This window comes from Massilia sp. BGA-UO-ETr-WB1, assembly GCF_059567845.1.
In genome coordinates this window covers 166,585-190,485 of record NZ_JCAQOT010000023.1, presented here as the reverse complement: position 1 = coordinate 190,485, position 23,901 = coordinate 166,585, and the positions used below count along the sequence as shown (strand labels likewise).

26 protein-coding genes are annotated in these 23,901 nt (G+C 62.8%); 4 read left to right on the top strand and 22 right to left on the bottom strand.

The genetic code is table 11. The annotated features are described in order from the left end of the window. Positions 1-97: 97 nt before the first annotated feature. Positions 98-1,015 (bottom strand): LysR substrate-binding domain-containing protein, encoded by a 918-nt coding sequence (locus AC56DV_RS09350; RefSeq protein ID WP_496314020.1) that lies wholly within the window; start codon positions 1,013-1,015, stop codon positions 98-100. A gap of 154 nt (positions 1,016-1,169) precedes the next feature. Here AC56DV_RS09350 and AC56DV_RS09345 point away from each other — a divergent pair, with 154 nt between their 5' ends. The 4 genes from AC56DV_RS09345 to AC56DV_RS09330 all read left to right on the top strand — a co-directional run bounded on the left by AC56DV_RS09345 (position 1,170) and on the right by AC56DV_RS09330 (position 5,114). After that, the gene (locus AC56DV_RS09345) at positions 1,170-1,871 is read left to right on the top strand and encodes a pirin family protein (RefSeq protein WP_496314019.1); all 702 of its coding nucleotides are present in this window, start codon (positions 1,170-1,172) and stop codon (positions 1,869-1,871) included. A gap of 136 nt (positions 1,872-2,007) precedes the next feature. After that, on the top strand, positions 2,008-2,658 hold the full coding sequence (gene ribA, locus AC56DV_RS09340; protein WP_496314018.1) for a GTP cyclohydrolase II: 651 nt from the start codon (positions 2,008-2,010) through the stop codon (positions 2,656-2,658). A gap of 36 nt (positions 2,659-2,694) precedes the next feature. Then, the gene (locus AC56DV_RS09335; protein ID WP_496314017.1) at positions 2,695-4,140 is read left to right on the top strand and encodes a S1 family peptidase; all 1,446 of its coding nucleotides are present in this window, start codon (positions 2,695-2,697) and stop codon (positions 4,138-4,140) included. Next, a complete protein-coding gene (locus AC56DV_RS09330; protein ID WP_496314016.1) occupies positions 4,137-5,114 on the top strand; it encodes an FHA domain-containing protein in 978 nt (325 codons plus the stop codon). Before AC56DV_RS09335 ends, AC56DV_RS09330 begins: the two co-directional genes overlap by 4 nt. Before the next feature lie 25 nt (positions 5,115-5,139). Here the strand turns inward: AC56DV_RS09330 and AC56DV_RS09325 are convergent, their stop codons facing one another. The 21 genes from AC56DV_RS09325 to ndhC all read right to left on the bottom strand — a co-directional run bounded on the left by AC56DV_RS09325 (position 5,140) and on the right by ndhC (position 23,806). Beyond that, positions 5,140-5,547, bottom strand: a complete 408-nt coding sequence (locus AC56DV_RS09325) for a VOC family protein (RefSeq protein WP_496314015.1) — start codon at positions 5,545-5,547, stop codon at positions 5,140-5,142. 18 nt (positions 5,548-5,565) lie between these two features. Continuing rightward, complete coding sequence (locus AC56DV_RS09320; protein ID WP_496314014.1) at positions 5,566-5,868, bottom strand: hypothetical protein; 303 nt, start codon at positions 5,866-5,868, stop codon at positions 5,566-5,568. Between the two features lie 401 nt (positions 5,869-6,269). Further along, the gene (gene ispF, locus AC56DV_RS09315; protein WP_496314013.1) at positions 6,270-6,761 is read right to left on the bottom strand and encodes a 2-C-methyl-D-erythritol 2,4-cyclodiphosphate synthase; all 492 of its coding nucleotides are present in this window, start codon (positions 6,759-6,761) and stop codon (positions 6,270-6,272) included. A gap of 12 nt (positions 6,762-6,773) precedes the next feature. Beyond that, on the bottom strand, positions 6,774-7,505 hold the full coding sequence (gene ispD / locus AC56DV_RS09310) for a 2-C-methyl-D-erythritol 4-phosphate cytidylyltransferase (RefSeq protein ID WP_496314012.1): 732 nt from the start codon (positions 7,503-7,505) through the stop codon (positions 6,774-6,776). Positions 7,506-7,515: 10 nt separating this feature from the next. Further along, positions 7,516-8,241, bottom strand: coding sequence for a hypothetical protein (locus AC56DV_RS09305; protein WP_496314011.1), 726 nt, complete (start codon positions 8,239-8,241; stop codon positions 7,516-7,518). 5 nt (positions 8,242-8,246) lie between these two features. Further along, entirely contained in the window at positions 8,247-8,804 is a 558-nt protein-coding gene (locus tag AC56DV_RS09300; protein WP_496314010.1) for an NUDIX domain-containing protein, read from the bottom strand. Between the two features lie 36 nt (positions 8,805-8,840). Next, positions 8,841-9,194, bottom strand: coding sequence for a DUF2818 family protein (locus tag AC56DV_RS09295; protein WP_496314009.1), 354 nt, complete (start codon positions 9,192-9,194; stop codon positions 8,841-8,843). Further along, a complete protein-coding gene (gene nuoN / locus AC56DV_RS09290; RefSeq protein WP_496314008.1) occupies positions 9,194-10,711 on the bottom strand; it encodes an NADH-quinone oxidoreductase subunit NuoN in 1,518 nt (505 codons plus the stop codon). The genes AC56DV_RS09295 and nuoN overlap by 1 nt, the downstream gene beginning before the upstream one ends. A 21-nt stretch (positions 10,712-10,732) precedes the next feature. Next, the gene (locus tag AC56DV_RS09285; protein WP_496314007.1) at positions 10,733-12,214 is read right to left on the bottom strand and encodes an NADH-quinone oxidoreductase subunit M; all 1,482 of its coding nucleotides are present in this window, start codon (positions 12,212-12,214) and stop codon (positions 10,733-10,735) included. A gap of 37 nt (positions 12,215-12,251) precedes the next feature. Continuing rightward, the gene (nuoL, locus tag AC56DV_RS09280) at positions 12,252-14,348 is read right to left on the bottom strand and encodes an NADH-quinone oxidoreductase subunit L (RefSeq protein ID WP_496314006.1); all 2,097 of its coding nucleotides are present in this window, start codon (positions 14,346-14,348) and stop codon (positions 12,252-12,254) included. Positions 14,349-14,384: 36 nt separating this feature from the next. Further along, positions 14,385-14,693: an NADH-quinone oxidoreductase subunit NuoK gene (gene nuoK, locus AC56DV_RS09275; RefSeq protein ID WP_008450334.1), complete on the bottom strand. Its 309-nt coding sequence runs from the start codon at positions 14,691-14,693 to the stop codon at positions 14,385-14,387. Further along, on the bottom strand, positions 14,690-15,346 hold the full coding sequence (locus AC56DV_RS09270; RefSeq protein WP_496314005.1) for an NADH-quinone oxidoreductase subunit J: 657 nt from the start codon (positions 15,344-15,346) through the stop codon (positions 14,690-14,692). The genes nuoK and AC56DV_RS09270 overlap by 4 nt, the downstream gene beginning before the upstream one ends. A 28-nt stretch (positions 15,347-15,374) precedes the next feature. Continuing rightward, positions 15,375-15,863 carry an NADH-quinone oxidoreductase subunit NuoI gene (gene nuoI / locus AC56DV_RS09265; protein WP_056397264.1) on the bottom strand — a complete coding sequence of 163 codons (489 nt, stop codon included), beginning with the start codon at positions 15,861-15,863 and terminating at the stop codon, positions 15,375-15,377. Positions 15,864-15,872: 9 nt separating this feature from the next. Next, positions 15,873-16,955, bottom strand: coding sequence for an NADH-quinone oxidoreductase subunit NuoH (nuoH, locus tag AC56DV_RS09260; RefSeq protein ID WP_496314004.1), 1,083 nt, complete (start codon positions 16,953-16,955; stop codon positions 15,873-15,875). Then, the gene (gene nuoG, locus AC56DV_RS09255) at positions 16,955-19,285 is read right to left on the bottom strand and encodes an NADH-quinone oxidoreductase subunit NuoG (RefSeq protein ID WP_496314003.1); all 2,331 of its coding nucleotides are present in this window, start codon (positions 19,283-19,285) and stop codon (positions 16,955-16,957) included. Before nuoG ends, nuoH begins: the two co-directional genes overlap by 1 nt. Positions 19,286-19,302: 17 nt before the next feature. After that, complete coding sequence (gene nuoF / locus AC56DV_RS09250; protein WP_496314002.1) at positions 19,303-20,598, bottom strand: NADH-quinone oxidoreductase subunit NuoF; 1,296 nt, start codon at positions 20,596-20,598, stop codon at positions 19,303-19,305. Further along, on the bottom strand, positions 20,595-21,083 hold the full coding sequence (gene nuoE / locus AC56DV_RS09245) for an NADH-quinone oxidoreductase subunit NuoE (protein ID WP_496314001.1): 489 nt from the start codon (positions 21,081-21,083) through the stop codon (positions 20,595-20,597). Before nuoE ends, nuoF begins: the two co-directional genes overlap by 4 nt. A gap of 18 nt (positions 21,084-21,101) precedes the next feature. After that, the gene (locus tag AC56DV_RS09240; protein ID WP_057157821.1) at positions 21,102-22,355 is read right to left on the bottom strand and encodes an NADH-quinone oxidoreductase subunit D; all 1,254 of its coding nucleotides are present in this window, start codon (positions 22,353-22,355) and stop codon (positions 21,102-21,104) included. Further along, positions 22,355-22,948 carry an NADH-quinone oxidoreductase subunit C gene (locus AC56DV_RS09235; RefSeq protein WP_057157820.1) on the bottom strand — a complete coding sequence of 198 codons (594 nt, stop codon included), beginning with the start codon at positions 22,946-22,948 and terminating at the stop codon, positions 22,355-22,357. The genes AC56DV_RS09240 and AC56DV_RS09235 overlap by 1 nt, the downstream gene beginning before the upstream one ends. Positions 22,949-22,966: 18 nt before the next feature. Then, on the bottom strand, positions 22,967-23,443 hold the full coding sequence (locus AC56DV_RS09230; RefSeq protein ID WP_056397301.1) for a NuoB/complex I 20 kDa subunit family protein: 477 nt from the start codon (positions 23,441-23,443) through the stop codon (positions 22,967-22,969). Positions 23,444-23,446: 3 nt separating this feature from the next. Continuing rightward, complete coding sequence (gene ndhC, locus AC56DV_RS09225; RefSeq protein WP_496314000.1) at positions 23,447-23,806, bottom strand: NADH-quinone oxidoreductase subunit A; 360 nt, start codon at positions 23,804-23,806, stop codon at positions 23,447-23,449. Positions 23,807-23,901 lie beyond the last annotated feature (95 nt).

The following is a 23,901-nucleotide window of genomic DNA, read 5'->3' as shown; positions in this document are numbered from 1 at the left end:
CTTCAATGATTTCATTATGTTACTCCGAAAGTATTGGCTCAGGTCAACAAAGCTGCCGCTAGCGTAGCGCACTTCACCGGCCGCTTCCGCGCGCCGCTCAGCTCGACAAAAACCCGCACAAATGCTCGAACATGCCCGGCTGGCGCATGCGCTTGACCCACCAGCTCAGCGCCGCGCCCTCCTCGCCGGTGCGCCAGGCCAGGTAGAAGGTCTCGTCCGGCTTGGGCTCCTCCACCTCCTTCTCCACCAGCTTGCCTTCGGCAATGGCCTTGCGCGCGCAAGGCTCGGGCAGGAAGCCGAAGCCCAGCCCGGCAACCTGGTACTGGAACTTGGCGTGCATGGTGGGCACGGTCAGCGTGTCCTGGCCCAGCAGCAGGCCCACCGTGCGCGGCACCATCTGGCGCGCCGAATCGGCCATGACGATGGCGCGGTGGTGCTGCAATTCGTTGCGGCCCAGCTTGCCCGTGACCTGTGCCAGCGGGTGGCTGGGCGCCACCGCGAACACGAACTTGATGCTGCCCATGGGTTGCGACACGTAACCGCCGCCGGCCGGGCCGTCGCCCGGCGCGCCCACCAGCACGTCCACCCGCCGGTCCAGCAGCGCCTCCCAGGTGCCCGACAGCGCTTCCTGCACGATGCGCAGCCGGGTTTGCTGGGCCACCTCGTAGAAGGCGCGCACGTCAGGGTCCAGCGCCACCGCCGAGAACATGGAATCGATGCCCAGCGCCAGTTCGGTTTCCCAGCCGGACGCCACCCGCCGCACGCGGTGCTCCAGGTCCAGCGCCGCCTTCAGCAGGTAGCGGCCCTCCTTCAGCAGCTCGCGCCCGGCGCGGGTCAGCTCCACGCGCGGGCCGTTGCGCTCGAACACCTGCACGCCGAGATCGTCCTCCAGCTTGCCGACGGTATAGGAAATGGTGGACGGCACGCGGTGCAATTCCTTGCCGGCGGCGGAGAAGGAACCGCGCCGGTCGATGGCGTCCACGATTTGCAAGGCTTCCAGGCTCAGTCTAAGCATTCGATTTTTTCGATCATAGGTCCATAAATTTTCCGTTTTTTGAAACGGAAGCGCAGGCCTATACTTTGACCTATCGATGCAGCGAATTCAAGGCGCAAGTCAGGAAGCCTTCGAATTTATTGCACATAACCTGAAAAAAGAAACGGAGTTCACCATGTTGCAAGTACGTAAAAGCGAAGAACGCGGTCTGGCTAACCATGGTTGGCTGAATTCGCGCCACACCTTCTCCTTCGGCCACTACCATGACCCGAAACACACCGGCTTCGGCCCGCTGCTGGTCATCAACGAAGACAAGGTGACTCCGGCGCAAGGTTTCGGCACCCACGGCCACCGCGACATGGAAATCATTTCCTACGTGCTGGAAGGCGAACTGGCGCACAAGGACAGCATGGGCAACGGGTCGGTGCTGAAATACGGCGACGTGCAGCGCATGAGCGCCGGCACCGGGGTGCGGCATAGCGAGTTCAACCATTCCGAAACGAATGGCGTGCACTTCCTGCAGATCTGGATCCAGCCCAATGTGACCGGGATTGCGCCCAGCTACGAGGAAAAGCACTTCGCGCCGGAAAGCAAAGCGGGCCAGCTGCGCCTGGTCGCCTCCAGCGACGGCCGCGACGGCTCGGTGCTGATCCACCAGGACGCGGCCATCTACGCCACCATCCTGAACGGCGCGGACGCTGTGGAGCACACGCTGGCCCAGGGCCGCACGGCCTACGTCCACGTGATCCGCGGCAACGTGTCGGTGAACGGGGTGGAACTGAAAGGCGGCGACGCGCTGAAAGTGACCGAGGAGCAACTGGTCACCCTGGCGCGCGCCGAGGCGGCCGAAGTGCTGGTGTTCGATTTGCCCTATTGAAATAGGAATAGCAGCGCCTAACATAGCTATAGCGTAATTTTTGCTATGATGGCAGGGCACGCACGATCCGCAAAACGGCTCGGCGTGCCTTTTTTACTTATCAGCACCAGAATATCAAGCAACTGAGAGCACATCCATGCAGTCCGCCGCCGAAGTACCAGTGAAAGAAGAACTCGATTACGTGACCTCCTGCGCGCTGCCGACGCCGTGGGCGCAGTTCACGCTGCACGCGTTTGTCGAGCACGCCACGGGCAAGGAGCACCTGGCCATGGTGCTGGGCGACATCGGCGACGGCGCGCCGGTGCTGGCGCGCGTGCATTCGGAATGCCTGACCGGCGACGTGCTGTTCTCGCAGCGCTGCGACTGCGGCGCCCAGCTCGAAGGCGCGCTGAAGAAAGTGGCGGCCGAAGGACGCGGCGTGGTGCTGTACCTGCGCCAGGAAGGCCGTGGCATCGGCCTGATCAACAAGATGCGCGCCTACCGCCTGCAGGAAGCCGGCGCCGACACGGTGCAGGCGAACGAACAGCTCGGCTTCAAGGCCGACCAGCGCAACTACGCGCTGGTGGAACCCATGCTCAAGCAGTTCGGCGTGCAAAGCCTGCGCCTGATGACCAACAATCCGCGCAAGATCGCCGCCATGGAAGCGCTCGGCATCCCGGTGGCCGAACGCGTGCCGCTGCTGGTCAACCGCAACAAATTCAATCAGAATTACCTGAACACGAAGGCCGCCAAGCTGGGCCACATGATGACCCCGCCGCCAGCGGCTGCCGAGGACGGCGAACTGTAAGCGCCTGATCTTCCCGTCCCCAAGTCCAAGGATTGCATGAAACTTACCCGTCTTGCCACCGTATTGACCATGACTTGGGGCTGCGCCCAGGCGCTGGCGGCCCCCCAGGCCGCAGCCTCGCCGCCGGCGCCCGCGCAAGGCCCCGTGCAGGCGCCGGCGCAGTCCCCCTCTTTCACGCCCCGCCCCATTCCCGGAACGCCCGCCGCGCCAGCTCCGCAGCAGCAGCCCGGCCAGGCTGCCCCCGAAGCAGGCGCGCCGCTGCCGCCGCCGTCCAGCGCGGCGCAGAAACTCTATTCCAGCGCCAAGGCCGACCTGCTGCAAGTGCGTTCACTGCTGAAAAGCGGCCGCACCCAGTCCTCGGTCGGCTCCGGCTTCCTGGTCGGCAACAGCAACCTGGTGGTCACCAATTACCACGTGGTGTCGCAGTTCGCGCTCGACCCGGACAACTACACCGGCGAATGGGTGGACACCGGCGGCCAGCGCGGCAACGTGGAACTGCTGGCGGTGGACGTGCTGCACGACCTGGCCGTGGTGCGCGTGAACCGCAACGGGACCGGCGTGTTCAAGATGCCCGAGCAGCTGGCGCGCCTGAGCCAGGGCCAGTACCTGTACTCGCTGGGCAATCCGCTCGACCTCGGCTTCGCCATTTCGGAAGGTTCCTACAACGGCGTCATCACCCGCAGCTTCTACGACCAGCTGATGTTCACCGGCCCCATCAACTCGGGCATGAGCGGCGGCCCCAGCGTGACGGTGGACGGCGACATCGCCGGCGTGAACGTGTCCAAGCGCCTGGACGGCGAACTGGTGAGCTTCCTGGTGCCGGCCCGCTTCGCGCAGGATCTGCTGAAAAAGGTCCCGCAGGACAAGGCGCCGCCCCGCAACTTCACCTCGGTGGTGGTCGAACAGCTGCTGCAGCACCAGAAAGCCATGGTGGACCAGCTGCTGGCCACGCCCATGACGCTGAAAGCCATGGGCCCCTACATGGTGCCGGTGCGCGAGTCCGAGCAGATGCGCTGCTGGGGCCGCTCCAACGTCAAGGCCAACAAGCCCTACACGGTGGACATCACCAACTGCTCGATGGAGTCGGCCATTTTCGTGTCCGGCAACCTGCAGACCGGCGCCATCGGCATCCGCCACCAGTTCATGCGCAGCACCGGCCTGGACGCGGTGCGTTTCGCCCAGCTGTCGAGCGCTTCGTTCCAGAATGAAGGCTTCGGCAGCCACAAGGACCCGCACATGACCGGCCCGCAATGCACGGAAATGTTCGTCAAGAACAAGAACCTGCCGCTGCGCGCCGTGCTGTGCGTGCGCGCCTACCGCAAGTTCGCCGGCCTGTACGACTTCGCCCTGCTCACCGCCAGCACCGACGAAGGCTTGATGAATTTGCAAAGCCGCATGGACGCGCGCGGCGTGTCCTACGACAATGGCATGCGCGCCACCCAGGCTTTCCTTGAGGCGCTGGCGCGCGGGGCGGTCAAATGACGCCGCCGTATTTCATTGAAGTGCTGGCCGCCAACGGCGACGTGCTGCAGCGGCAGCGCATCGAGCACCTGCCGATCCACATCGGCCGTGGCTACGGCAACGATTTCATCCTGGACGACGCCCACACGGCAGAGCGCCACGCAGTGGTGGAGGCGGATGACAACGGCCACCTGGTGCTGCACGACCTGGGCACCCAGAACGGCGTGGTCCACCTTGGCAAGCGCCAGCTCAGCGTGCCGCTCAGCGGCACCACCGTGGTGCGCCTGGGCCATACCCGGCTGCGCGTGCGCGACGCCGAGTTCCCGGTGCCGCCGGAAATCGCCGACACCACCATGCATGCCTGGGAAGGCGGCGCCCCGGCGCTGGCCGGCGTGGCGCTGATCGCGCTGTTCATCGGCGCCGAGGCGGCGCTGGCGGATTCGGACACGCAATCGTTCCAGACCATCCGCTATTTGCTGCTGATCGCATCCGGCATCGGCGGCGGGCTGGTGTGGAGCGGGCTGTGGGCGCTGGCCAACCGCCTGTTCGGCGGCCACGCCCGCCTGGGGCGCCACCTGTTCATCCTGGGCGCAGGCCTGGTGACGGCGGGCGCCTGGCGCGTGGTGAGCAATGTGCTGGCCTACGCCTGGTCGCTGGAGTTCCTCACCCGCTACGGCAATCTTGTCACCTTGGCCATTGTGTGCGGCGTGATTTTCTTCCACATGCGCACCATCAAGCCGCGCCATCCCAAGCCGCTGATGAAGGGCTGCATGGTGCTGATGGCGCTGGGGTCGGGTTTGATACTGGCGAGCAACCTGCAGAACTCGGGCAGGCTGGCCGACGAGCTGTACATGTCGGTGCTGCTGCCGCCGGTGGTGCGCCAGAGCCCGGACCATCCGGTCAGCGACTTCATGGCCGAGGCGGCCAAGCTGAAAGCCCAGGCCGACACCGCCCGCTCGCGCTCGGTCAAAGCCGAGCTGGACGAGGACGATTAAACACGGGGCCGGCCGCTGGCTGCATTCAAGCCCAGGCCGGCCCTTTCAATTCCACGGTATTGCCTTCCGGGTCGTTGATATAAATCGACGGCCCTTCCCCCTCGGCGCCATAGCGCGATTCAGCCGGTCCGGCGTCCACGCCGGCCGCCTTTAAATCAGCCAGAATAGCGGCCTCGTCAAAATCTTCCACGCGGAAGCAGAAATGGTCCACATTGCGCCCCTCTTTTCCCGGCGCGGCGCCGCCCATTTTTCCTAATTTACCGTCCACCGGAACCAGATCGACCAGAGAACTGCCTGCGCGTAGCTGGATTAATCCGATGGCTTCCTGCCGCTTCTCGATAGTACAGCCCAGCACGCCGGTATAGAACTGGACCATTTTATCCAGGTCCACCACGCGCAGCACAATATGGTCGATTTCACGCAATTTAATCATGACGCCTCCTTCTGTTTTTTAGATGCGGCCGCGAATGAATTTCGCAAGAAAAGTTTTGCATTCTTTCGGTGACAGGACGGTAACAGGGTCTCCATGGTAGACATAAAGAAAAGGCGTACCGCCCAGCCGGTCGGTTAATTTGGCGGATACCAGGAACTGGGTTCCCAGCGGATAAATATCCGTATCGCTCATCGCGCGGGCGCAATGCACCAGCAGGGAATGCGAATAGGCCTGGCCCGGCACCGGGCATATCTTCACCTGCCCGTCCCTCCAACAAGATTCCACCGCCACATCCCGATAAGCATAAATATCGCGCGCCATCGCTCTTCCTCAAAATAGTCCAGCCATATTATGCCTCCAAACTCACGCCACCGCCCTGCCGCACACGGTTCTCATGCCCAGTTTCAGCGCGTTCAAGCCAATAGTTGGCATAACCAACCCATGCAAATGACCGAACTCAAGGCGCGGGCGCCGGACTCACATCAAACTTGTACGAGGTCGGGGAGCGGCTACAATGACCGATACCGCTAACTTATACGGAAGCCGGTCATGAACAAAAAGACTTCGCAACCCGAATCGCTTACGGACTGGGCGAGGATTGATAGTATGCGGGATGAAGACATTATTCCGGATGACGAATATCCAGAGGCGGATCCCGCGCACGTGACTAATATTAACGTCTGGTAGAACGGGAAGCTTGTGCGCGAGATTAAACAAGAAGATCAGGAACGAATCAGCAGCGCGACTGCGTCGGCATTAATACCTTCTTCGCGGCCGAGGTAACCCATTTTTTCGTTGGTCTTGGCTTTGATATTCACCTGACCAACCGACACCCCCAAATCTTCCGCAATATTTGCCACCATCGCAGGAATATGGGGCGCCATTTTCGGGCGCTGGGCGATGATCGTGGCGTCGATATTGCCAATGTCGTAGCCGGTGGCCTTGACCCGTTTGGCCGCTTCGCGCAGCAAGGCGCGGGAATCGGCGCCTTTGAATTCAGGATCGGTGTCGGGGAAATGCTTGCCGATATCGCCCAGCGCGGCGGCGCCCAATATGGCGTCGGTAATGGCGTGCAGTAAAGCGTCGGCGTCGGAATGGCCGAGCAGGCCGAGATGATGGGGAATATCCACGCCGCCCAATATCAGTTTGCGGCCTTCCACCAGGCGGTGGCAGTCATAACCCTGGCCAATGCGGAATGGGAGTTGTACGGTCATTTGCTTTCCTTTTTATTTGTCTGGCTGCGCCAGATACATTTCGGCGATGCGGATATCGCTGGGCAGCGTTACTTTCAGATTCCTTGGATGGCCTTCCACCAATTGCGGCGACAGCCCTAAAAGCTCGACGGCGCTGGCGTCGTCGGTGATGGCGTTGGGGTCGGCGGCGCTGGCCAGGGCGCGCAGCAGCAGTTCATAGCTGAACATTTGCGGGGTCTGCGCCAGCCACATGCCGTCGCGCGGGATGGTGGCGGTGGCGCCGGATTTGGTGGTCTTGACGGTGTCGACCACCGGCAAGGCCAGCAGGCCGCCGGCCGGGTTGGCGCCGGCTTGCGTGATCAGTTTGGCAATCAATGCCGGCGTCAGGCCGGGCCGGGCGGCGTCGTGCACCAGCACCAGGTCGGCGTCGCCGATGCGCTCGCGGACGGCGCGCAGGCCGTTCAGGATGCTCTCCATGCGCGTGGCGCCGCCGCAGCGCAACACCGTCACGCCACCTCCGGCAGTGGCAGCGGCAGCTCCCTCGAGCCCGCCCGCGTCCGGCAGCACCTCGCCCACGTAGCCGTCGGCCTCGCTCACCACCACGAAGGTGTGCGCGATCAGCGGGCTGGCCAGGAAGGCGTCCACGGTGTGGCGCAGCATGGGCTTGCCGTTGATGGGCAAATATTGCTTGGGGCTGGCCGCCGCCATGCGGGAACCGACGCCCGCCGCCGGGATCAGCGCGAAATTTCTTGGTGTAGTTGTCATTCTTTTCTCGTTAGCGGCGGCCCCGGCTCTTGTTCAGCACAGCCTGGATCTCGCCATTGCACGCCTTGCTCAGGCGCATGTACTCGGCGGGCGCGTCGATCAGCGCCTGCACCGCCTCCACTTTGGCCATCTCGGCCTTGATATAGGGCAGCCAGCCGGTGTCGATTTCGCGCGCCAGCGCCACCCGCGCGGTGCCGCCCGGCGCATACAGCGGCTTGCCGCCGTAGCGGTTGGCCAGCGCGGCGCGCACGATGCGCTCCACCTTCGGCAGGTGGTCCATGTACGCTTTCATGTGGCGGAACTCGTGCTCCAGGATCTCCCGGTAGCCGCACGTGCCCGGCGGGAACTCGCTGCTGACGTAGATCAGCACCGGCGCATAGCTCAGCTTGACCGTCACCTGCGGCGACACGCACTCGTAGCCCGTGACGGGATCGGTCAGCATGGCGCCGTCCGACGAGATCGCCACCCGCGATTCGGTCTTGGTCAGGCCCAGCACATAGGTATTGGCCCGCGCCGCCCCCTTCATGGTGGTCAGGGTGCGGTAGGACAAATGGTTGTCCACGCTGTAGCCGTTCTGCTGCGCGGTCAGCACCGAGACCGACTTGTTGATGCTGTCCTCGCAGCGGATCTGGAACGGCGTGCGGCCGGCGCCGGCGGCGGATGCCGTTCCGGCCGCCGCCACCAGCAAACACAGCACAATCCAGCGCCGTACGAGGCTAATCCCGTCGATGCTCATCGCGCTCAGCCCGGTTGCCAGGCTCCGGCCAATATTTTCTCCGCCCAGAACGCGCCGATGATGGTCTTCACGTCGGTGATCTCGCCGCTGCGCACCCACTCCAGCATCTGTTCGGCGGTGGCGGTGAAGGTTTCCACGAATTCGCCCTCGTCCAGCTTGGGCGGGCCGGCCGTCAGCCCGCGCGCCAGGAAGATGTCCAGGTGCTCGTCCGAATAGGCGATGGCGTTGTGGATGGTGCAGACAAATTGCCAGTCGCTGGCGGTGTAGCCGGTTTCTTCTTCCAGCTCGCGCTTGGCGCCGTCCAGCGCGGACTCGCCCGCATCCTTTTTGCCGGCCGGAAGTTCGATGAAGACGCGGTCCAGCGGATAGCGGTACTGGCGCTCGAGCAGCACACGGCCGTCGTCGAGCAGCGGGATGATGACCACCGCGCCGGGGTGCTTGATGTATTCGCGGCCGGTGGGCTTGCCGTCCGGCAGCGCAACACGGTCTTTGTGGACTTTCAGGAAGTGGCCGTCATAGACCATGCCGCCGTCGATCTTGGTTTCTTTCAGGTGCGCATCCATGCGCCCTCCTCTTGCTGAGACAGAAACCGCAGTGTATCAGTGACGGGGCTTGTACAGGTAGCGCAGCACGAAGCCGGGGAAGGCCAGCACGATGAAGAGGCAGGCGGAGATGGCGTAGAACTCCCACGATTGCGGGAACACGGTGCCGATGCGGCCTTCCAGCAGGACGGCCACGCCGCCCACCAGGAAGTACAGCACCGCCAGCTCCACCAGGCGCACCAGGAAAGTCTTGTGCACGGTGGCGCCGGCGCGCCGGGTGGCCGAAGGCGCGCCGGAAGTGAGCGCGGCCTTGACCGGGATGACGGCAAATACCTTGTCGTTGAAGAACGGCAGGTTGGCGCCCGCAATGGCGAGCATGATGACCAGCCAGCTGGAGGCGCCAATATCCATCAGATGGCCAGGGTCTTGGTCATGGCCTTCAGGCAGGCGTCCAGCAGCGGGCCCGGAATCATGCCCATTGCCACCACGGCCAGCGCGTTCAGGCCCAGCACCACGCTGGTGTCCGCGTTCACGGCCAGCGGAGCGGTGTCGGTCGGCTCATCGAACCACATGACCTTGACCACGCGCAGGTAGTAGAACGCGCCGATCAGCGAGAACATCACGGCCAGCACGGTCAGCCACAGCGCGCCGGTGTGCAGCACGGCTTGCAGCACCGAGAACTTGGCGGCGAAACCCACCAGCGGCGGAACGCCGGCCAGCGAGAACATCAGGATCGACATGATCATGGCGTACCAAGGGGAACGCTTGCTCAGGCCCTTGAAGTCGTTCAGCTCGTCGGCTTCGAAGCCTACGCGCGACAGCACCATGATCAGGCCGAAGCTGCCCAGCGTGGTCAGCACGTAGACGATGGAGTAGTACATCGCGGCGCTGTAGGCGGCGGCGGTGTTGCTCTTGTCCACGCCCACCACGCCGGCCAGCAGGCCCAGCAGCACGAAGCCCATTTGCGCGATGGTCGAGTACGCCAGCATACGCTTCAGGTTGGTCTGCGCGATGGCGGTCAGGTTGCCGATGGCCAGCGACAGCACGGCCAGGATCATCAGCATCTGCTGCCAGTCGTTGGCCATCGGCAGCAGGCCTTCCACCAGCAGGCGCATGCAGATGGCGAAGGTTGCCAGCTTCGGCGCGGCGCCCAGCAGCAGGGTCACCGGCGTCGGCGAGCCCTGGTACACGTCCGGTACCCACATGTGGAACGGCACGGCGCCCAGTTTGAAGGCCAGGCCGGCAACCACGAACACCAGGCCGAACACCAGGATGGCAGGCTTGACGGTGCCGCTGGCGGCCTTGGTGGCCACTTCGGTCAGTTCCAGCGAGCCGGTGGCGCCGTACAGCATGGAGATGCCATACAACAGGAAGCCGGATGCCAGCGCGCCCAGGATGAAGTACTTCATCGCCGCTTCGGTCGACTGCGCGTGATCGCGGCGCAGCGCCACCAGCGCGTACAGCGACAGCGACATCAGTTCCAGGCCCAGGTAGATCGACAGGAAGTTGTTACCCGAGATCATGACCATCTGGCCCAGCAGCGCGAACAGCGTCAGCACGTAGAATTCGCCGCCCAGTTCGCCGCCCAGCATGCCGCGCTGGTGCGCGTACTGGCGCGAGTAGATCAGCGTCAGCGCCACCGCCACGTAGGAGGCGATCTTCAGCAGGTTCGCCATCGGATCCGAGATGAACATGTCGTTGAACGCGTACACCGTGGTGCCGGCGTTGAAGTCGGCGAACGAGAACATCGCGCAGCCGGCCAGGGTCAGCAGGGACAGCACGTAGGTAATGACGCGCTTGCTCTCGCCGAGGAACATGTCGATCAGCAGGATGGCCGAGGCGGCCACCAGCAGGAAGATCTCGGCGTACAGCGGCGTCAATGTGGCCACGTGGGTGGCCACGTCGGTGGCCTGATTAATTGGATTCATGTAGAGCTTTCCCGTTATTTCTTATGGCAGCTTGGTCTGCGCGACGTGCTTGAGCAGGTCGGCAACCGAGGTTTGCATCGTGTCGGTGAACGGCGCTGGATACAGGCCCATCCACAGTACCGCGATTGCCAGGATGCCCAGCATCAGGAACTCGCGGCCGTTGATGTCGGTCAGTTCGGCCACGTGGTGGTTCGTCACTTTGCCGAAGATCACGCGCTTGGCCATCCACAGCGAGTACGCCGCGCCCCAGATCAGGGCCGAAGCGGCCACGATGCCGGTCACGAAGTTGAACTGCACCGCGCCCAGGATCACCATGAACTCGCCGACGAAACCGGAGGTCGCAGGCAGGCCGCAGTTGGCCATCGAGAACAGGATGAAGAAGGCCGAGAACTTGGGCATCTTGTTCACCACGCCGCCGTAGTCGGCGATGTTGCGCGAGTGGGCGCGGTCATACAGCACGCCGATGCACAGGAACATGGCGCCGGAGATGAAGCCGTGCGAAATCATCTGCACGATACCGCCCTGCACCGACATGTCGTTGAACATGAAGAAGCCCAGCGTGACGAAACCCATGTGGGCGATCGACGAGTAAGCGACCAGCTTTTTCATGTCCTTCTGCACCAGGGCCACCAGGCCGATGTACAGCACGGCGATCAGCGACAGGCCGATCACGAACCAGGCCAGTTCACGCGAGGCGTCCGGCACGATAGGCAGCGAGAAACGCAGGAAACCGTAGGCGCCCAGTTTCAGCATGATGGCGGCCAGCACGGCGGAACCGCCGGTCGGCGCTTCCACGTGGACGTCCGGAAGCCAGGTGTGGACCGGGAACATCGGCACCTTCACGGCGAAAGCCATGAAGAAGGCGAAGAAGATCAGGATCTGCTCTTTCATCGTCAGCTTGGCCACGTGCCAGTCGAGGATGTTGAAGCTGCCGGTCTTGTTGTACAGGTAGATGATGGCCACCAGCGTCAGCAGCGAGCCGAAGAAGGTGTACAGGAAGAACTTGAACGACGCGTAAATACGGTTCGCGCCGCCCCACACGCCGATGATGATGTACATCGGGATCAGCGTGGCTTCGAAGAAGAAGTAGAACAGCAGGCCGTCGGTGGCGGTGAAGACACCGATCATCAGGCCGGACAGGATCAGGAAGGCGCCCATGTATTGCGCCACGCGTTCCTGGATCACTTCCCAGGCCGAGATCACCACGATGATGGTGATGAACGCGGTCAGCGGCACGAACCACAGCGACAGGCCGTCCACGCCCAGGGCGTAGAAGATGTTGAAGCGTTCGATCCACGGCGATTTCTCGACGAACTGCATGCCGTGCGCCAGGTTGTCGAACTTGGAGATCAGCGGCAGCGTCGGCAGCAGCGAGACGATGGAGCCGATCAGGGCCAGGACACGCACCATACCGGCGCGCGAATCGCGCCCGGTTGCCAGCACGATCAGGCCTGCCAGTATCGGCAGCCAGATCGAGAGGCTCAAGTAAGGAAGATTATTCATTGTTGACTGTATCTTTTTTCTAGTTGCGTGTCAGCTGTTAAGCGTGCCAAAACGGCAGGAAGTAGACCAGGAAACCGACAATGCCCAGGATCATCACGAACGCATAGTGGTAGATGTAGCCGGTCTGCGCCAGGCGGGTCAGCGAGGAGAACCACGCCACCACTTTGGCGCTGCCGTTCACCACCAGGCCGTCGATCAGGGTACGGTCGCCCACTTGCCACAGGCCGTTGCCCAGCACGCGCGCGCCGCCGGCGAACACTGCCTGGTTGAACTTGTCCATGTAGTACTTGTTGTCCAGCAGGGTGTGGATCGCCTTGAACTTGGCGAAGAACCAGGCCGGTACACGCGGATTGATCATGTAGCAGTAGTACGAGCTTGCCACGCCGGCGACAGCCAGCCACAGCGGAGCGGTGGTCAGCGAGTGCACAGCCATGGCCCATGCGCCGTGGAACTCTTCGCCCAGGATCTCCATGGCCTTGTGGTTCTCGCCGATGGTGATCACGCCTTTGAAGAAGTCGCCATGCAGCATCGGTGCGATGGTGAAGTAGCCGATCAGGACCGACGGGATGGCCAGCATCACCAGCGGGAACCAGACCACGAATGGCGACTCGTGCGGTTTCTCGCCCGGGGCCAGGCCGTGGTGGCCGTGATCGTCTTCCTCTTCTTCATGGTGCGCGTCGGAATCATGCGCCGGAGCGGCATGCTTGGCGTGCGCATCGTGGTGGTGGTCGTGCGCATCGTGCGCATGGGCCTTGCCGAAACGCTCTTCGCCGTGGAACACCAGGAAGTACATGCGGAACGAGTAGAACGCGGTCACGAACACGCCGGCCAGCACGGCGAAGTTGGCGAAGCCGGCGCCCCAGATATGGGTCTCGTGCACGGCTTCGATGATCGAATCCTTCGAATAGAAGCCGGAGAACAGCGGCGTGCCGATCAGCGCAAGGGAACCCAGCAGCGAGGTGATCCAGGTGATTGGCATGTATTTGCGCAGGCCGCCCATGTTGCGGATGTCCTGGTCGTGGTGCATGCCGATGATGACGGAACCGGCGCCCAGGAACAGCAGTGCCTTGAAGAACGCGTGCGTCATCAGGTGGAACACGGCCACCGAGTAGGCCGAAGCGCCCAGCGCCACGGTCATGTAGCCCAGCTGCGACAGCGTGGAGTACGCCACCACGCGCTTGATGTCGTTCTGGATGATGCCCAGGAAGCCCATGAACAGCGCGGTGATCGAGCCGATCACCAGCACGAAGGACAGCGCGGTGTCGGACAGCTCGAACAGCGGCGACATGCGGGTCACCATGAAGATGCCTGCGGTCACCATGGTGGCGGCGTGGATCAGCGCGGAGATCGGGGTTGGACCTTCCATCGAGTCCGGCAGCCACACGTGCAGCGGGAACTGGGCCGATTTACCCATGGCGCCGATGAACAGGCAGATACAGGCCACGGTCAGCAGCATCCAGTCGGTGCCCGGCAGCGTCATGGCGGCCAGCGCGTCCTTCTTGGCGAACACTTCCTGGTAGTCCATCGAGCCGCCGTAAGCCAGCAGCAGGCCGATGCCCAGGATGAAGCCGAAGTCGCCCACGCGGTTGACCAGGAAGGCCTTCATGTTGGCGAAGATCGCGGTCGGACGGGTGTACCAGAAACCGATCAGCAGGTAGGAAACCAGGCCCACCGCTTCCCAGCCGAAGAACAGCTGCAGGAAGTTGTTGGACATGACCAGCATCAGCATCGAGAACGTGAACAGCGAGATGTAGGAGAAGAAGCGGTTGTAGCCTTCGTCGTCCTTCATGTAGCCGATGGTGTAGATGTGAACCATCAGCGACACGAAGGTCACCACGTTCATCATCATGGCCGTCAGGGTGTCGATCTGGAAGCCCACGGCCAGCTTCACGCCGGCCACGGTCATCCAGCGGTACACGTCGGCGTTGTACACCGGCGCGCCGTCCAGCAGCGCGAGCAGCGTCTGGAACGAGATAATGAAAGCAATCAGCACGCCCAGGATGGTCGCGGCGGTTGCCACTTTCCGGCCAACGACGTTGCCGAAGAACTTAGTGCCGAGCAAACCGGCGATAGCTGAGCCCGCCAGCGGAGCCAGCGGTACAGCCAAAAGGAGGTTAGGGTTAAGCCCCGTCATGATGAACCTTAATGTTTATTATTCGAGGTGATTAACTCAGCCTTTGAGGCTGTCCAGGTCTTCCACGTTGATGGTGTCCAGGTTACGGAACATCACCACCAGGATCGCCAGGCCGATTGCCGATTCGGCAGCCGCCACGGTCAAAATGAAGAAGACGAAGATCTGACCGGCCGCGTCGCCCAGGTAGTGCGAGAAGGCGATGAAGTTCATGTTCACGGCCAGCAGCATCAGTTCGATGGCCATCAGCAGGACGATGATGTTCTTGCGGTTCAGGAAAATACCAACGATCGAGATCGCGAACAGGATCGCGCCCAGGACCAGGTAGTGAGCCAGGGATAAAGTCATTTAGCCTCCTTCGGTGCTTCATTCGTTGCAGCTGCTGCGGGTGCTTCCGGCGCGTTGCGGGTCGACACCGCGTCCATCTTCACGATGCGCAGGCGGTCGTTGCGCTTGACGCGCACGGCGTCGGCAGGATCGAAGTACTTGATGTCCTTGCGCTTGCGCAGGGTCAGCGCCACGGCGGCGATGATGGCCACCAGCAGCACGGCTGCGGCGATCTCGAAGGCGTAGATGTACTCGGTGTAGATCAGCATGCCCAGCGCCTTGGTCGAGCCGATGCTGCCGGCCGCTTCCGGCGCGGCTGCGCCGTTGATGCCGAACGAACGCCAGATCACCGACGCCATTTCCAGCACGATGATGCCGCCGATCACGCCGGCGATGGGCAGGTAGCCCCAGAAGCCTTCGCGCAGCTTGGCCACGTGGATGTCCAGCATCATCACCACGAACAGGAACAGCACCATCACGGCGCCGACATACACCAGCACCAGTACGATGGAGAGGAATTCAGCTTTCAGCAGCATCCAGATGCCTGCGGCCTGGAAGAAGGCCAGCACCAGGAACAGCGCGGCCTGAACCGGGTTCGGGGCCGTGATTACGCGGATCGACGCCAGCACCAGGATGGCGGAGAACACGTAGAATAAAACGGTTGTAAAGTCCATTTGTAGTCCAGATCAGTATCGGCGGCGATCAGCGGTACGCTGCATCCGCTTCGCGGTTGGCGGCGATGTCGGCTTCGTAGCGGTCGCCCACTGCCAGCAGCATCTCTTTGGTGTAGTACAGATCGCCGCGCTTCTCGCCGTGGTATTCCAGCACGTGGGTTTCCACGATCGAGTCCACCGGGCAGGATTCTTCGCAGAAGCCGCAGAAGATGCACTTGGTCAGATCGATGTCGTAGCGCGTGGTGCGGCGCGAGCCGTCGTCGCGCTGTTCCGATTCGATCGTGATGGCCATTGCCGGGCACACCGCTTCGCACAGTTTGCAGGCGATGCAGCGCTCTTCCCCGTTCGGGTAGCGGCGCAGCGCGTGCAGGCCGCGGAAGCGCGGCGACATCGGCGTCTTCTCTTCCGGGTACTGCACCGTGATCTTGCGCGCGAACATGTACTTGCCCGTCAGGGCCATGCCTTTGATCAGTTCCGACAGCATCAGGCTGCCGAAGAAGTCTTTAACTTTTTCCATGTTGCTTCCTTACTTCCAAATATTCCACGGCGAGTTGATCACGCCGGCCACCAGCACCAGCCAGACCAGGGTCAGGGGGATGAAGATTTTCCAGCCCAGGCGCATGATCTGGTCGTAACGGTAGCGTGGGAAGGTACCGCGCACCCAGATGAAGATCGACACGATGGCGAAGGTCTTCGCGAACAGCCAGAAGAAGCCGCCGAAACCGCCGCCGAATTCCAGGAACGAGAACGGTGCAGCCCAGCCGCCCAGGAACATGATCGATGCCAGCACGCCGACCAGGATCATGTTGGCGTATTCGGCCAGCATGAACATGGCGTACGACATGCCCGAGTATTCCACCATGTGGCCGGCCACGATTTCCGACTCGCCTTCCACCACGTCGAACGGGTGGCGGTTGGTCTCGGCCAGGCCGGAGGTCAGGTAGATCACGAACAGCGGCAGCAGCGGCAGCCAGTTCCACGACAGGAAGTTCATGCCGGCGTCGACCATCTGGCCCTTGGCCTGCATGCCGACGATGTCGATGAAGTTCAGCGAACCGGACACCATCAGGATCACCACCAGCACGAAGCCCATCGGGATTTCGTAGGAGATCATCTGCGCCGAGGCGCGCATCGCGCCCAGGAAGGAGAACTTCGAGTTCGATGCCCAACCGGCGATGATCACGCCGTACACTTCCATCGAGGTGATCGCCATCAGCAGCAGCAGGCCGGCGTTGACGTTGGCCAGCACGGCTTCCGGACCGAACGGCACCACAGACCAGGCGGCCAGCGCCGGCATGATGGTCATCACGGGACCGATCACGAACAGGCCCTTGGCGGCCTTGGTCGGGATCACGATCTCTTTGAGCAGCAGTTTCAGCGCGTCGGCGATCGGCTGCAGCAGGCCGCCCGGACCGACGCGGTTAGGGCCGATACGGATCTGGATCCAGCCGATCAGCTTGCGCTCCCACAGGGTGGCGTAAGCGACCAGGCCCATCAGCGGCAGCAGCACGCACAGCAGCTTGATCATGGTCCAGACGAAGAACCACACTTGCGGGCCCAGCAGGTCGGAGCCGGTGGTGGTGATGGTGTTGACGAATTCCAGCGCCATTACTTGGCCTCCCCTGCTTTGGCTACGGTGATGGCACCGAACATGGCGCCCAGCTTGGCGGTCGATTCGTGTGCGGCAGGCACGCGGACCACGTTGGCCGGCAGGCCAGCGTCGATCACGGCTTCCAGCACGGCCGAGCCGCTACCCTGGGTCACGCTTACTTTGTCGCCGGCCTTGATGCCCAGCGCGGCGGCGGTGGCCACCGAGATGCGCGCCACGGGGGCGGCGCCGTCGATGGTGGCCAGCAGCGGACCGGAGCGGCGCGCGATGGCGTCGGCGAAGTGGATCGGCACGTCGGCCAGGCGCTCCAGCGAACCGGCAGTGCCGAAGGTTGCCGACGACACGGCTTTCTTCGACAGGTTGTTCAGCTTGGCCGACAGGTCGGTCACGCCTTTGCCGAACAGCTCGTCGCGGATGGCTTCCGAGGTGTCGTAGTCGAAACCGGACAGGCCCAGCACGTTGCCCAGCACGCGCAGCACTTTCCAGGCCGGACGCGCTTCAGCCAGCGGCTTGACGGTGCCGTTGAAGCTCTGTGCGCGGCCTTCGGCGTTGACGAAGGTGCCCGAGGTTTCGCTGAACGGCGCGATCGGCAGCAGCACGTCGGCGTAGTCCATGCCGTGCTTGAAGGCGGACATGACGACCACCATCTCGGCTTGCTTCAGCGCGGCGGCGGCGGCTTGCGGATTGGCCGCATCCAGTTCCGGTTCCGCGTTCAGCAGCAGGTAGGCTTTCTTCGGCGCGCTGAATGCCGGCGCGGCGTTCTTCGCGGTGGCGTTCACCAGGTAGCCGCCGACGGTGTTGGCGGCGTCCACCAGGTAGCCCAGCTTGGCGCCGGTCTGTTCGGCGATCCACTGCGCGGCGGCGTGCAGCGCGGACGCTTGCGGATGCGCGGCGGCGGCGTTGCCCAGGAACACGGCCTTGCGTTCACCGGACAGCAGCGAAGCGGCGATCGCCTTGGCGGCGTCGGATGCTTCGATGCCCTCGAAACCTGCAGGCGCAGCCGCTTCTTTCGCGGCGGCCACGGCCACCACCACTTGCGACAGCGCGGCCAGCCAGTCGGACGGCGCGGCGGTGATCTGGTTGGCGACGGTGATCAGGCTGTCGTCGGCGGTGCCGTTCAGTACCGACAGCTTGGCGCCCGACTTGACGGCGGCGCGGATGCGGGTCGCCAGCAGCGGGTGGTCCTTGCGCAGGAAGGAACCGATGACGAACACGCGCTGCAGGCCGGTCACGTCGGCAACCGGCATGCCCAGCCATGGCGATACTTCGCCGTCCAGCGCGAAATCGCTCTGGCGCAGGCGGAAGTCGACGTGCTCGGAACCGAGCGAGCGGGTCAGCTTTTGCAGCAGGTGCAGTTCTTCGGTGGTCGAATGCGGGGTCGCGTAGGAAGCGATGGCGTCGGCGCCGTGTTCATGCTTGATGTTCTTTAGGCCGTGCGCCACGTATTCCAGCGCGGTCTGCCAGTCCACCTCTTTCCACTCGCCGCCCTGCTTCAGCATCGGCTGGGTCAGGCGCTCGGCGCTGTCCAGCGCCTCGTAGGAGAAGCGGTCCTTGTCGGAGATCCAGCACTCGTTGACCGAGTCGTTTTCCAGCGGCAGCACGCGCATCACTTTGCCGCCCTTGACCTGGACGATCAGGTTGGCGCCCAGCGAGTCGTGCGGGGAAACGGATTTGCGGCGCGACAGTTCCCAGGTGCGGGCGCTGTAGCGGAACGGCTTGGAGGTCAGCGCGCCCACCGGGCACAGGTCGATCATATTGCCCGACATTTCGGAGCTCACCGCTTCGCCCACGAAGCTGGTGATTTCCGAGTGTTCGCCGCGGCCGATCATGCCCAGCTCCATCACGCCGGCCACTTCCTGGCCGAAACGCACGCAGCGGGTGCACTGGATGCAGCGCGCCATTTCCTGCATGGACACCAGCGGACCGGCCTGCTTCGGCACGACCACGCGCTTGTCTTCCTGGTAGCGCGATTCGCCCTTGCCGTAGCCCACCGCCAAGTCCTGCAGCTGGCATTCGCCGCCCTGATCGCAGATCGGGCAGTCCAGCGGGTGGTTAATCAGCAGGAACTCCATCACCGACTTCTGCGCCTGCACCGCCTTTTCGCTGTGCGAGCGCACGATCATGCCGGCGGACACGGGCGTGGCGCAAGCGGGCAAAGGCTTGGGCGCCTTTTCCACTTCGACCAGGCACATGCGGCAGTTCGCTGCGATCGACAATTTCTTGTGATAGCAGAAGTGCGGGATGTAGGTTCCCAATTTGTTGGCAGCGTCCATCACCATGCTACCAGCAGGGACTTCGACTTTCTTGCCGTCTATTTCGATTTCAACCATGGTGATCGTTACGCAGCTTAGAGGTAAGCGGGCACCAAGCAATGCTTGTGCTCGACGTGATATTCAAATTCTTCGCGGAATTGCTTGACGAAGGCGCGTACCGGCATCGCGGCGGCATCGCCCAGGGCGCAAATGGTGCGGCCCTGGATGTTGTCGGCGACCGAATTCAGCAGGTCCAGATCTTCCGGACGGCCCTGGCCGTGCTCGATGCGGTGGACCACGCGGTACATCCAGCCCGTGCCTTCGCGGCACGGGGTGCACTGGCCGCACGATTCTTCGAAGTAGAAGTAGGACAGGCGTTCCAGCGCCTTGACCATGCAGCGCGTCTCGTCCATGACGATGATGGCGCCCGAGCCCAGCATGGAGCCGGCCTTGGCGATCGAGTCATAGTCCAGATCGGTTTGCATCATGATCTCGCCGCGCACCACCGGCGCCGACGAGCCGCCGGGAATGACAGCCTTGATCTTCTTGCCGCCGCGCATGCCGCCGGCCAGTTCCAGGAACTCGGCGAACGAGGTGCCCAGCGGGACTTCGTAGTTGCCCGGACGCTCGATGTCGCCCGAGATCGAGAAGATCTTGGTGCCGCCGTTGTTCGGCTTGCCCAGCGCCAGGTAGTTCTCCGCGCCGATGTTCAGGATGAACGGGACGGCGGCGAAGGTTTCCGTGTTGTTGATGGTGGTCGGCTTGCCGTACAGGCCGAACGACGCAGGGAAAGGCGGCTTGAAGCGCGGCTGGCCTTTTTTGCCTTCCAGCGATTCCAGCAGCGCGGTTTCCTCGCCGCAGATGTAGGCGCCGTAGCCGTGGTGCGCGTGCAGCTGGAAGCTGAACTCGCTGCCCATGATCTTGTCGCCCAGGAAGCCGGCGGCGCGCGCCTCTTCCAGCGCTTCTTCAAAGCGCAGGTATTCCTGGAAGATCTCGCCGTGGATGTAGTTGTAGCCCACGGTGATGCCCATCGCGTAGGCGCCGATGGCCATGCCTTCGATCAGCGCGTGCGGATTGTAGCGGATGATGTCGCGGTCCTTGAACGTGCCCGGCTCGCCCTCATCTGTATTGCAGACGAGGTACTTCTGCCCGGGGAACTGGCGCGGCATGAAGCTCCACTTCAGGCCGGTCGGGAAACCGGCGCCGCCGCGGCCGCGCAGGCCGGAGGTTTTCAGATCGGCGATGATGGTTTCCGGGGCGATCTTCTCTTCCAGGATGCGGCGCAGCGCCGAGTAGCCGCCACGCTTGACGTAGTCGGCCAGGTGCCAGTTGTCGCCGTTCAGATCCTTCAGGATCAGCGGCTTGATGTGACGGTCGTGCAGACTGGTCATTTGTTGGATTCCTTCAGTTCAACCACGAGCGCGTCGATCTTGTCGTTCGACATGAACGAGCACATGCGGTGGTTGTTTACCAGCAGCACCGGCGCGTCGCCGCAGGCGCCCATGCACTCGCCTTCCATCAGCGTGAATTCGCCGTCTTCGGTGGTGTCGCGGTAATCGATGCCCAGCTTCTGCTTCAGGTGGTGCGCGGCGCGCTCGCCGCCCGACAGGGCGCACGGCAGGTTGGTGCACACGGTGATCTTGTGCTTGCCCACCGGCTTGGTGTTGTACATATTGTAGAAAGTGGCCACTTCCTGCACGGCGATGGCCGGCATGCGGATGTAGTCGGCCAGTTCCTGCATCACTTGGGTCGACACCCAGCCCAGTTCAACCTGGGCGTGGGCCAGCGCGGCCATCACGGCGGACTGGCGCTGGTCGTCCGGATACTTGGCCAGTTCGCGGTCGATCTTTTTGTAGCACTGCTCTGATAACAACATTCTTTTCGCCTCTCGAACTTAGCGGTCAATACTGCCGAACACGATGTCCTGCGTACCAATGATGGTCACGGCATCGGCAATCATGTGGCCGCGCGCCATTTCGTCCAGCGACTGCAGGTGGGCGTAGTCTGGCGCGCGCAGCTTCATGCGGTATGGTTTATTGGCGCCGTCCGATAGCAGGTAGATGCCGAACTCGCCTTTCGGGTGCTCCACCGCGGCGTATGCTTCGCCCGGCGGCACATGGAAGCCTTCGGTAAACAGCTTGAAGTGGTGGATCAGCGATTCCATGTTGGTTTTCATGTCCACGCGCGACGGCGGCGCCACCTTGCGGTTGCTGGACATGACCGGACCCGGATTGTTGCGCAGCCATTCCACGCACTGCTTGATGATGCGGTTGGCCTGGCGCATTTCTTCGATGCGCACCAGGTAGCGGTCGTAGCAGTCGCCGTTGGTGCCGACCGGGATGTCGAAGTCCATCAGGTCGTACACTTCGTACGGCTGGTGCTTGCGCAGATCCCACTCGATGCCCGAACCGCGCAGCATGGCGCCGGTGAAGCCCATGGCCAGCGCGTCTTCCGGCGTGACCACGCCGATGCCGACGGTACGCTGTTTCCAGATACGGTTGTCGGTCAGCAGCGTTTCGTATTCGTCGACATAGGTCGGGAAGCGGTTGCTGAAGTCTTCGATGAAGTCGAGCAGCGAGCCCTGGCGGTTGTCGTTCAGCTCCTTGATGGTCTTGGCCGACTTGATCGGCGAGGCCTTGTGCTGCGGCATGGAATCCGGCAGGTCGCGGTACACGCCGCCCGGACGGTAGTAAGCCGCGTGCATGCGCGCGCCCGACACCGCTTCGTAGCAGTCGAACAGGTCTTCGCGGTCGCGGAAGGCGTACAGGAACGGCCCCATGGCGCCCACGTCGAGCGCGTGCGCGCCCAGCCACATCAGGTGGTTCAGCAGGCGGGTCATCTCGTCGAACATGACGCGGATGTACTGTGCGCGCAGCGGCACTTCAATGCCCAGCAGCTTCTCGATCGCCATCACGTAGGCGTGCTCGTTGCACATCATCGACACGTAGTCGAGGCGGTCCATGTAGGGCACGGACTGCAGGTAGGTCTTCTGCTCGGCCAGCTTCTCGGTGCCGCGGTGCAGCAGGCCGATGTGCGGGTCGGCGCGCTGGATCACTTCGCCGTCCAGCTCCAGCACCAGGCGCAGCACGCCGTGCGCTGCCGGGTGCTGCGGACCAAAGTTCAGGGTGTAGTTCTTAATCTCAGCCATTATTTCATCCCGTAGTTTTCTTCGCGGATCACGCGCGGCACGTTTTCGCGCGGCTCGATCGTCACAGGCTGGTAGATCACGCGCTTCTGTGCTTCGTCGTAGCGCATTTCCACATAGCCGGAGACCGGGAAATCCTTGCGGAACGGATGGCCCACGAAACCGTAGTCGGTCAGGATGCGGCGCAGGTCGTTGTGGCCTTCGAACAGGATGCCCAGCAGGTCGAACGCTTCGCGCTCGTACCAGTTGACGGCACGCCAGATCGGCATCACGGACGCCACCACCGGCATGTCGTCGTCGGGCGCGAACACGCGCACGCGCACGCGCCAGTTGTGCTTGACCGACAGCAGGTGCGACACGACCGCGAAACGCAAGCCGTCCCACGTGCCTTCGCCGTAGGTCGAATAGTCGACGCCGCACAGGTCGATCATCTGCTCGAAATGCAGCGTGGCGTCGTCGCGCAGGGTCTGCATGACGGCGTAATAATCGGCCGCTTTCACGGTCAGGGTGATTTCACCCAGCGCTACTACCGTAGTAACGCGATCGCCCAAAGCCGTAGCCAGGGCGTTTTGCAAGACTTCCAATTGTGTACTCATAGTTCTGAAGCGCCCCGTTTAGCGTGCGATCGTGTTGGTACGCTTGATCTTGTTCTGCAACTGCAGGATGCCGTACAGCAGCGCTTCGGCCGTGGGCGGACAGCCCGGCACGTACACGTCCACCGGTACGATGCGGTCGCAACCGCGCACCACGGAGTAGGAATAGTGATAGTAGCCGCCGCCGTTGGCGCAGGAGCCCATCGAGATGACCCAGCGCGGCTCGGACATCTGGTCGTAGACCTTGCGCAGTGCCGGCGCCATCTTGTTGCACAGCGTGCCGGCCACAATCATCACGTCGGACTGGCGTGGCGAGGGACGGAACACGATGCCGAAGCGGTCCAGATCGTAGCGGGCTGCGCCCACGTGCATCATTTCAACCGCGCAGCATGCCAGGCCGAACGTCATCGGGAACATCGACCCGGTGCGCGCCCAGTTGATCAGCTTGTCGGCTGTGGTGGTGATGAAACCTTCGTTTAATACGCCTTCAATAGCCATGGCTTATTCCCAATCAAGGGCACCTTTCTTCCAGATATACCAAAAACCGACCACGAATTCGGCGATGAACACCATCATCGTAACGAAACCTTGCCAGCCCAGTTCGCGCATCGACACGCCCCATGGGAAGAAGAATGCCGTTTCCAGATCGAACAAAATAAACAGAATTGCGACGAGGTAGTATCGTACGTCGAATTTCATGCGCGCGTCTTCGAAGGCTTCGAAACCGCACTCGTAAGGGGACAATTTGGCCGCGTCAGGCTTGTGTGGACCGAGCAGACGGCCGAGCACCTGGGGAACTACGCCGACACCGACGCCGACGAGCAGGAATAAGAGAACGGGGAAGTAATTTTCGAGGTTCATTGATGAGCTTAATGTTGAACGATCGGTTAGGAAGGCGCCGCGCTACCCTGCGGTGCATTTAACGCTCGACCCCAATCAACATTGAGACCAGGATC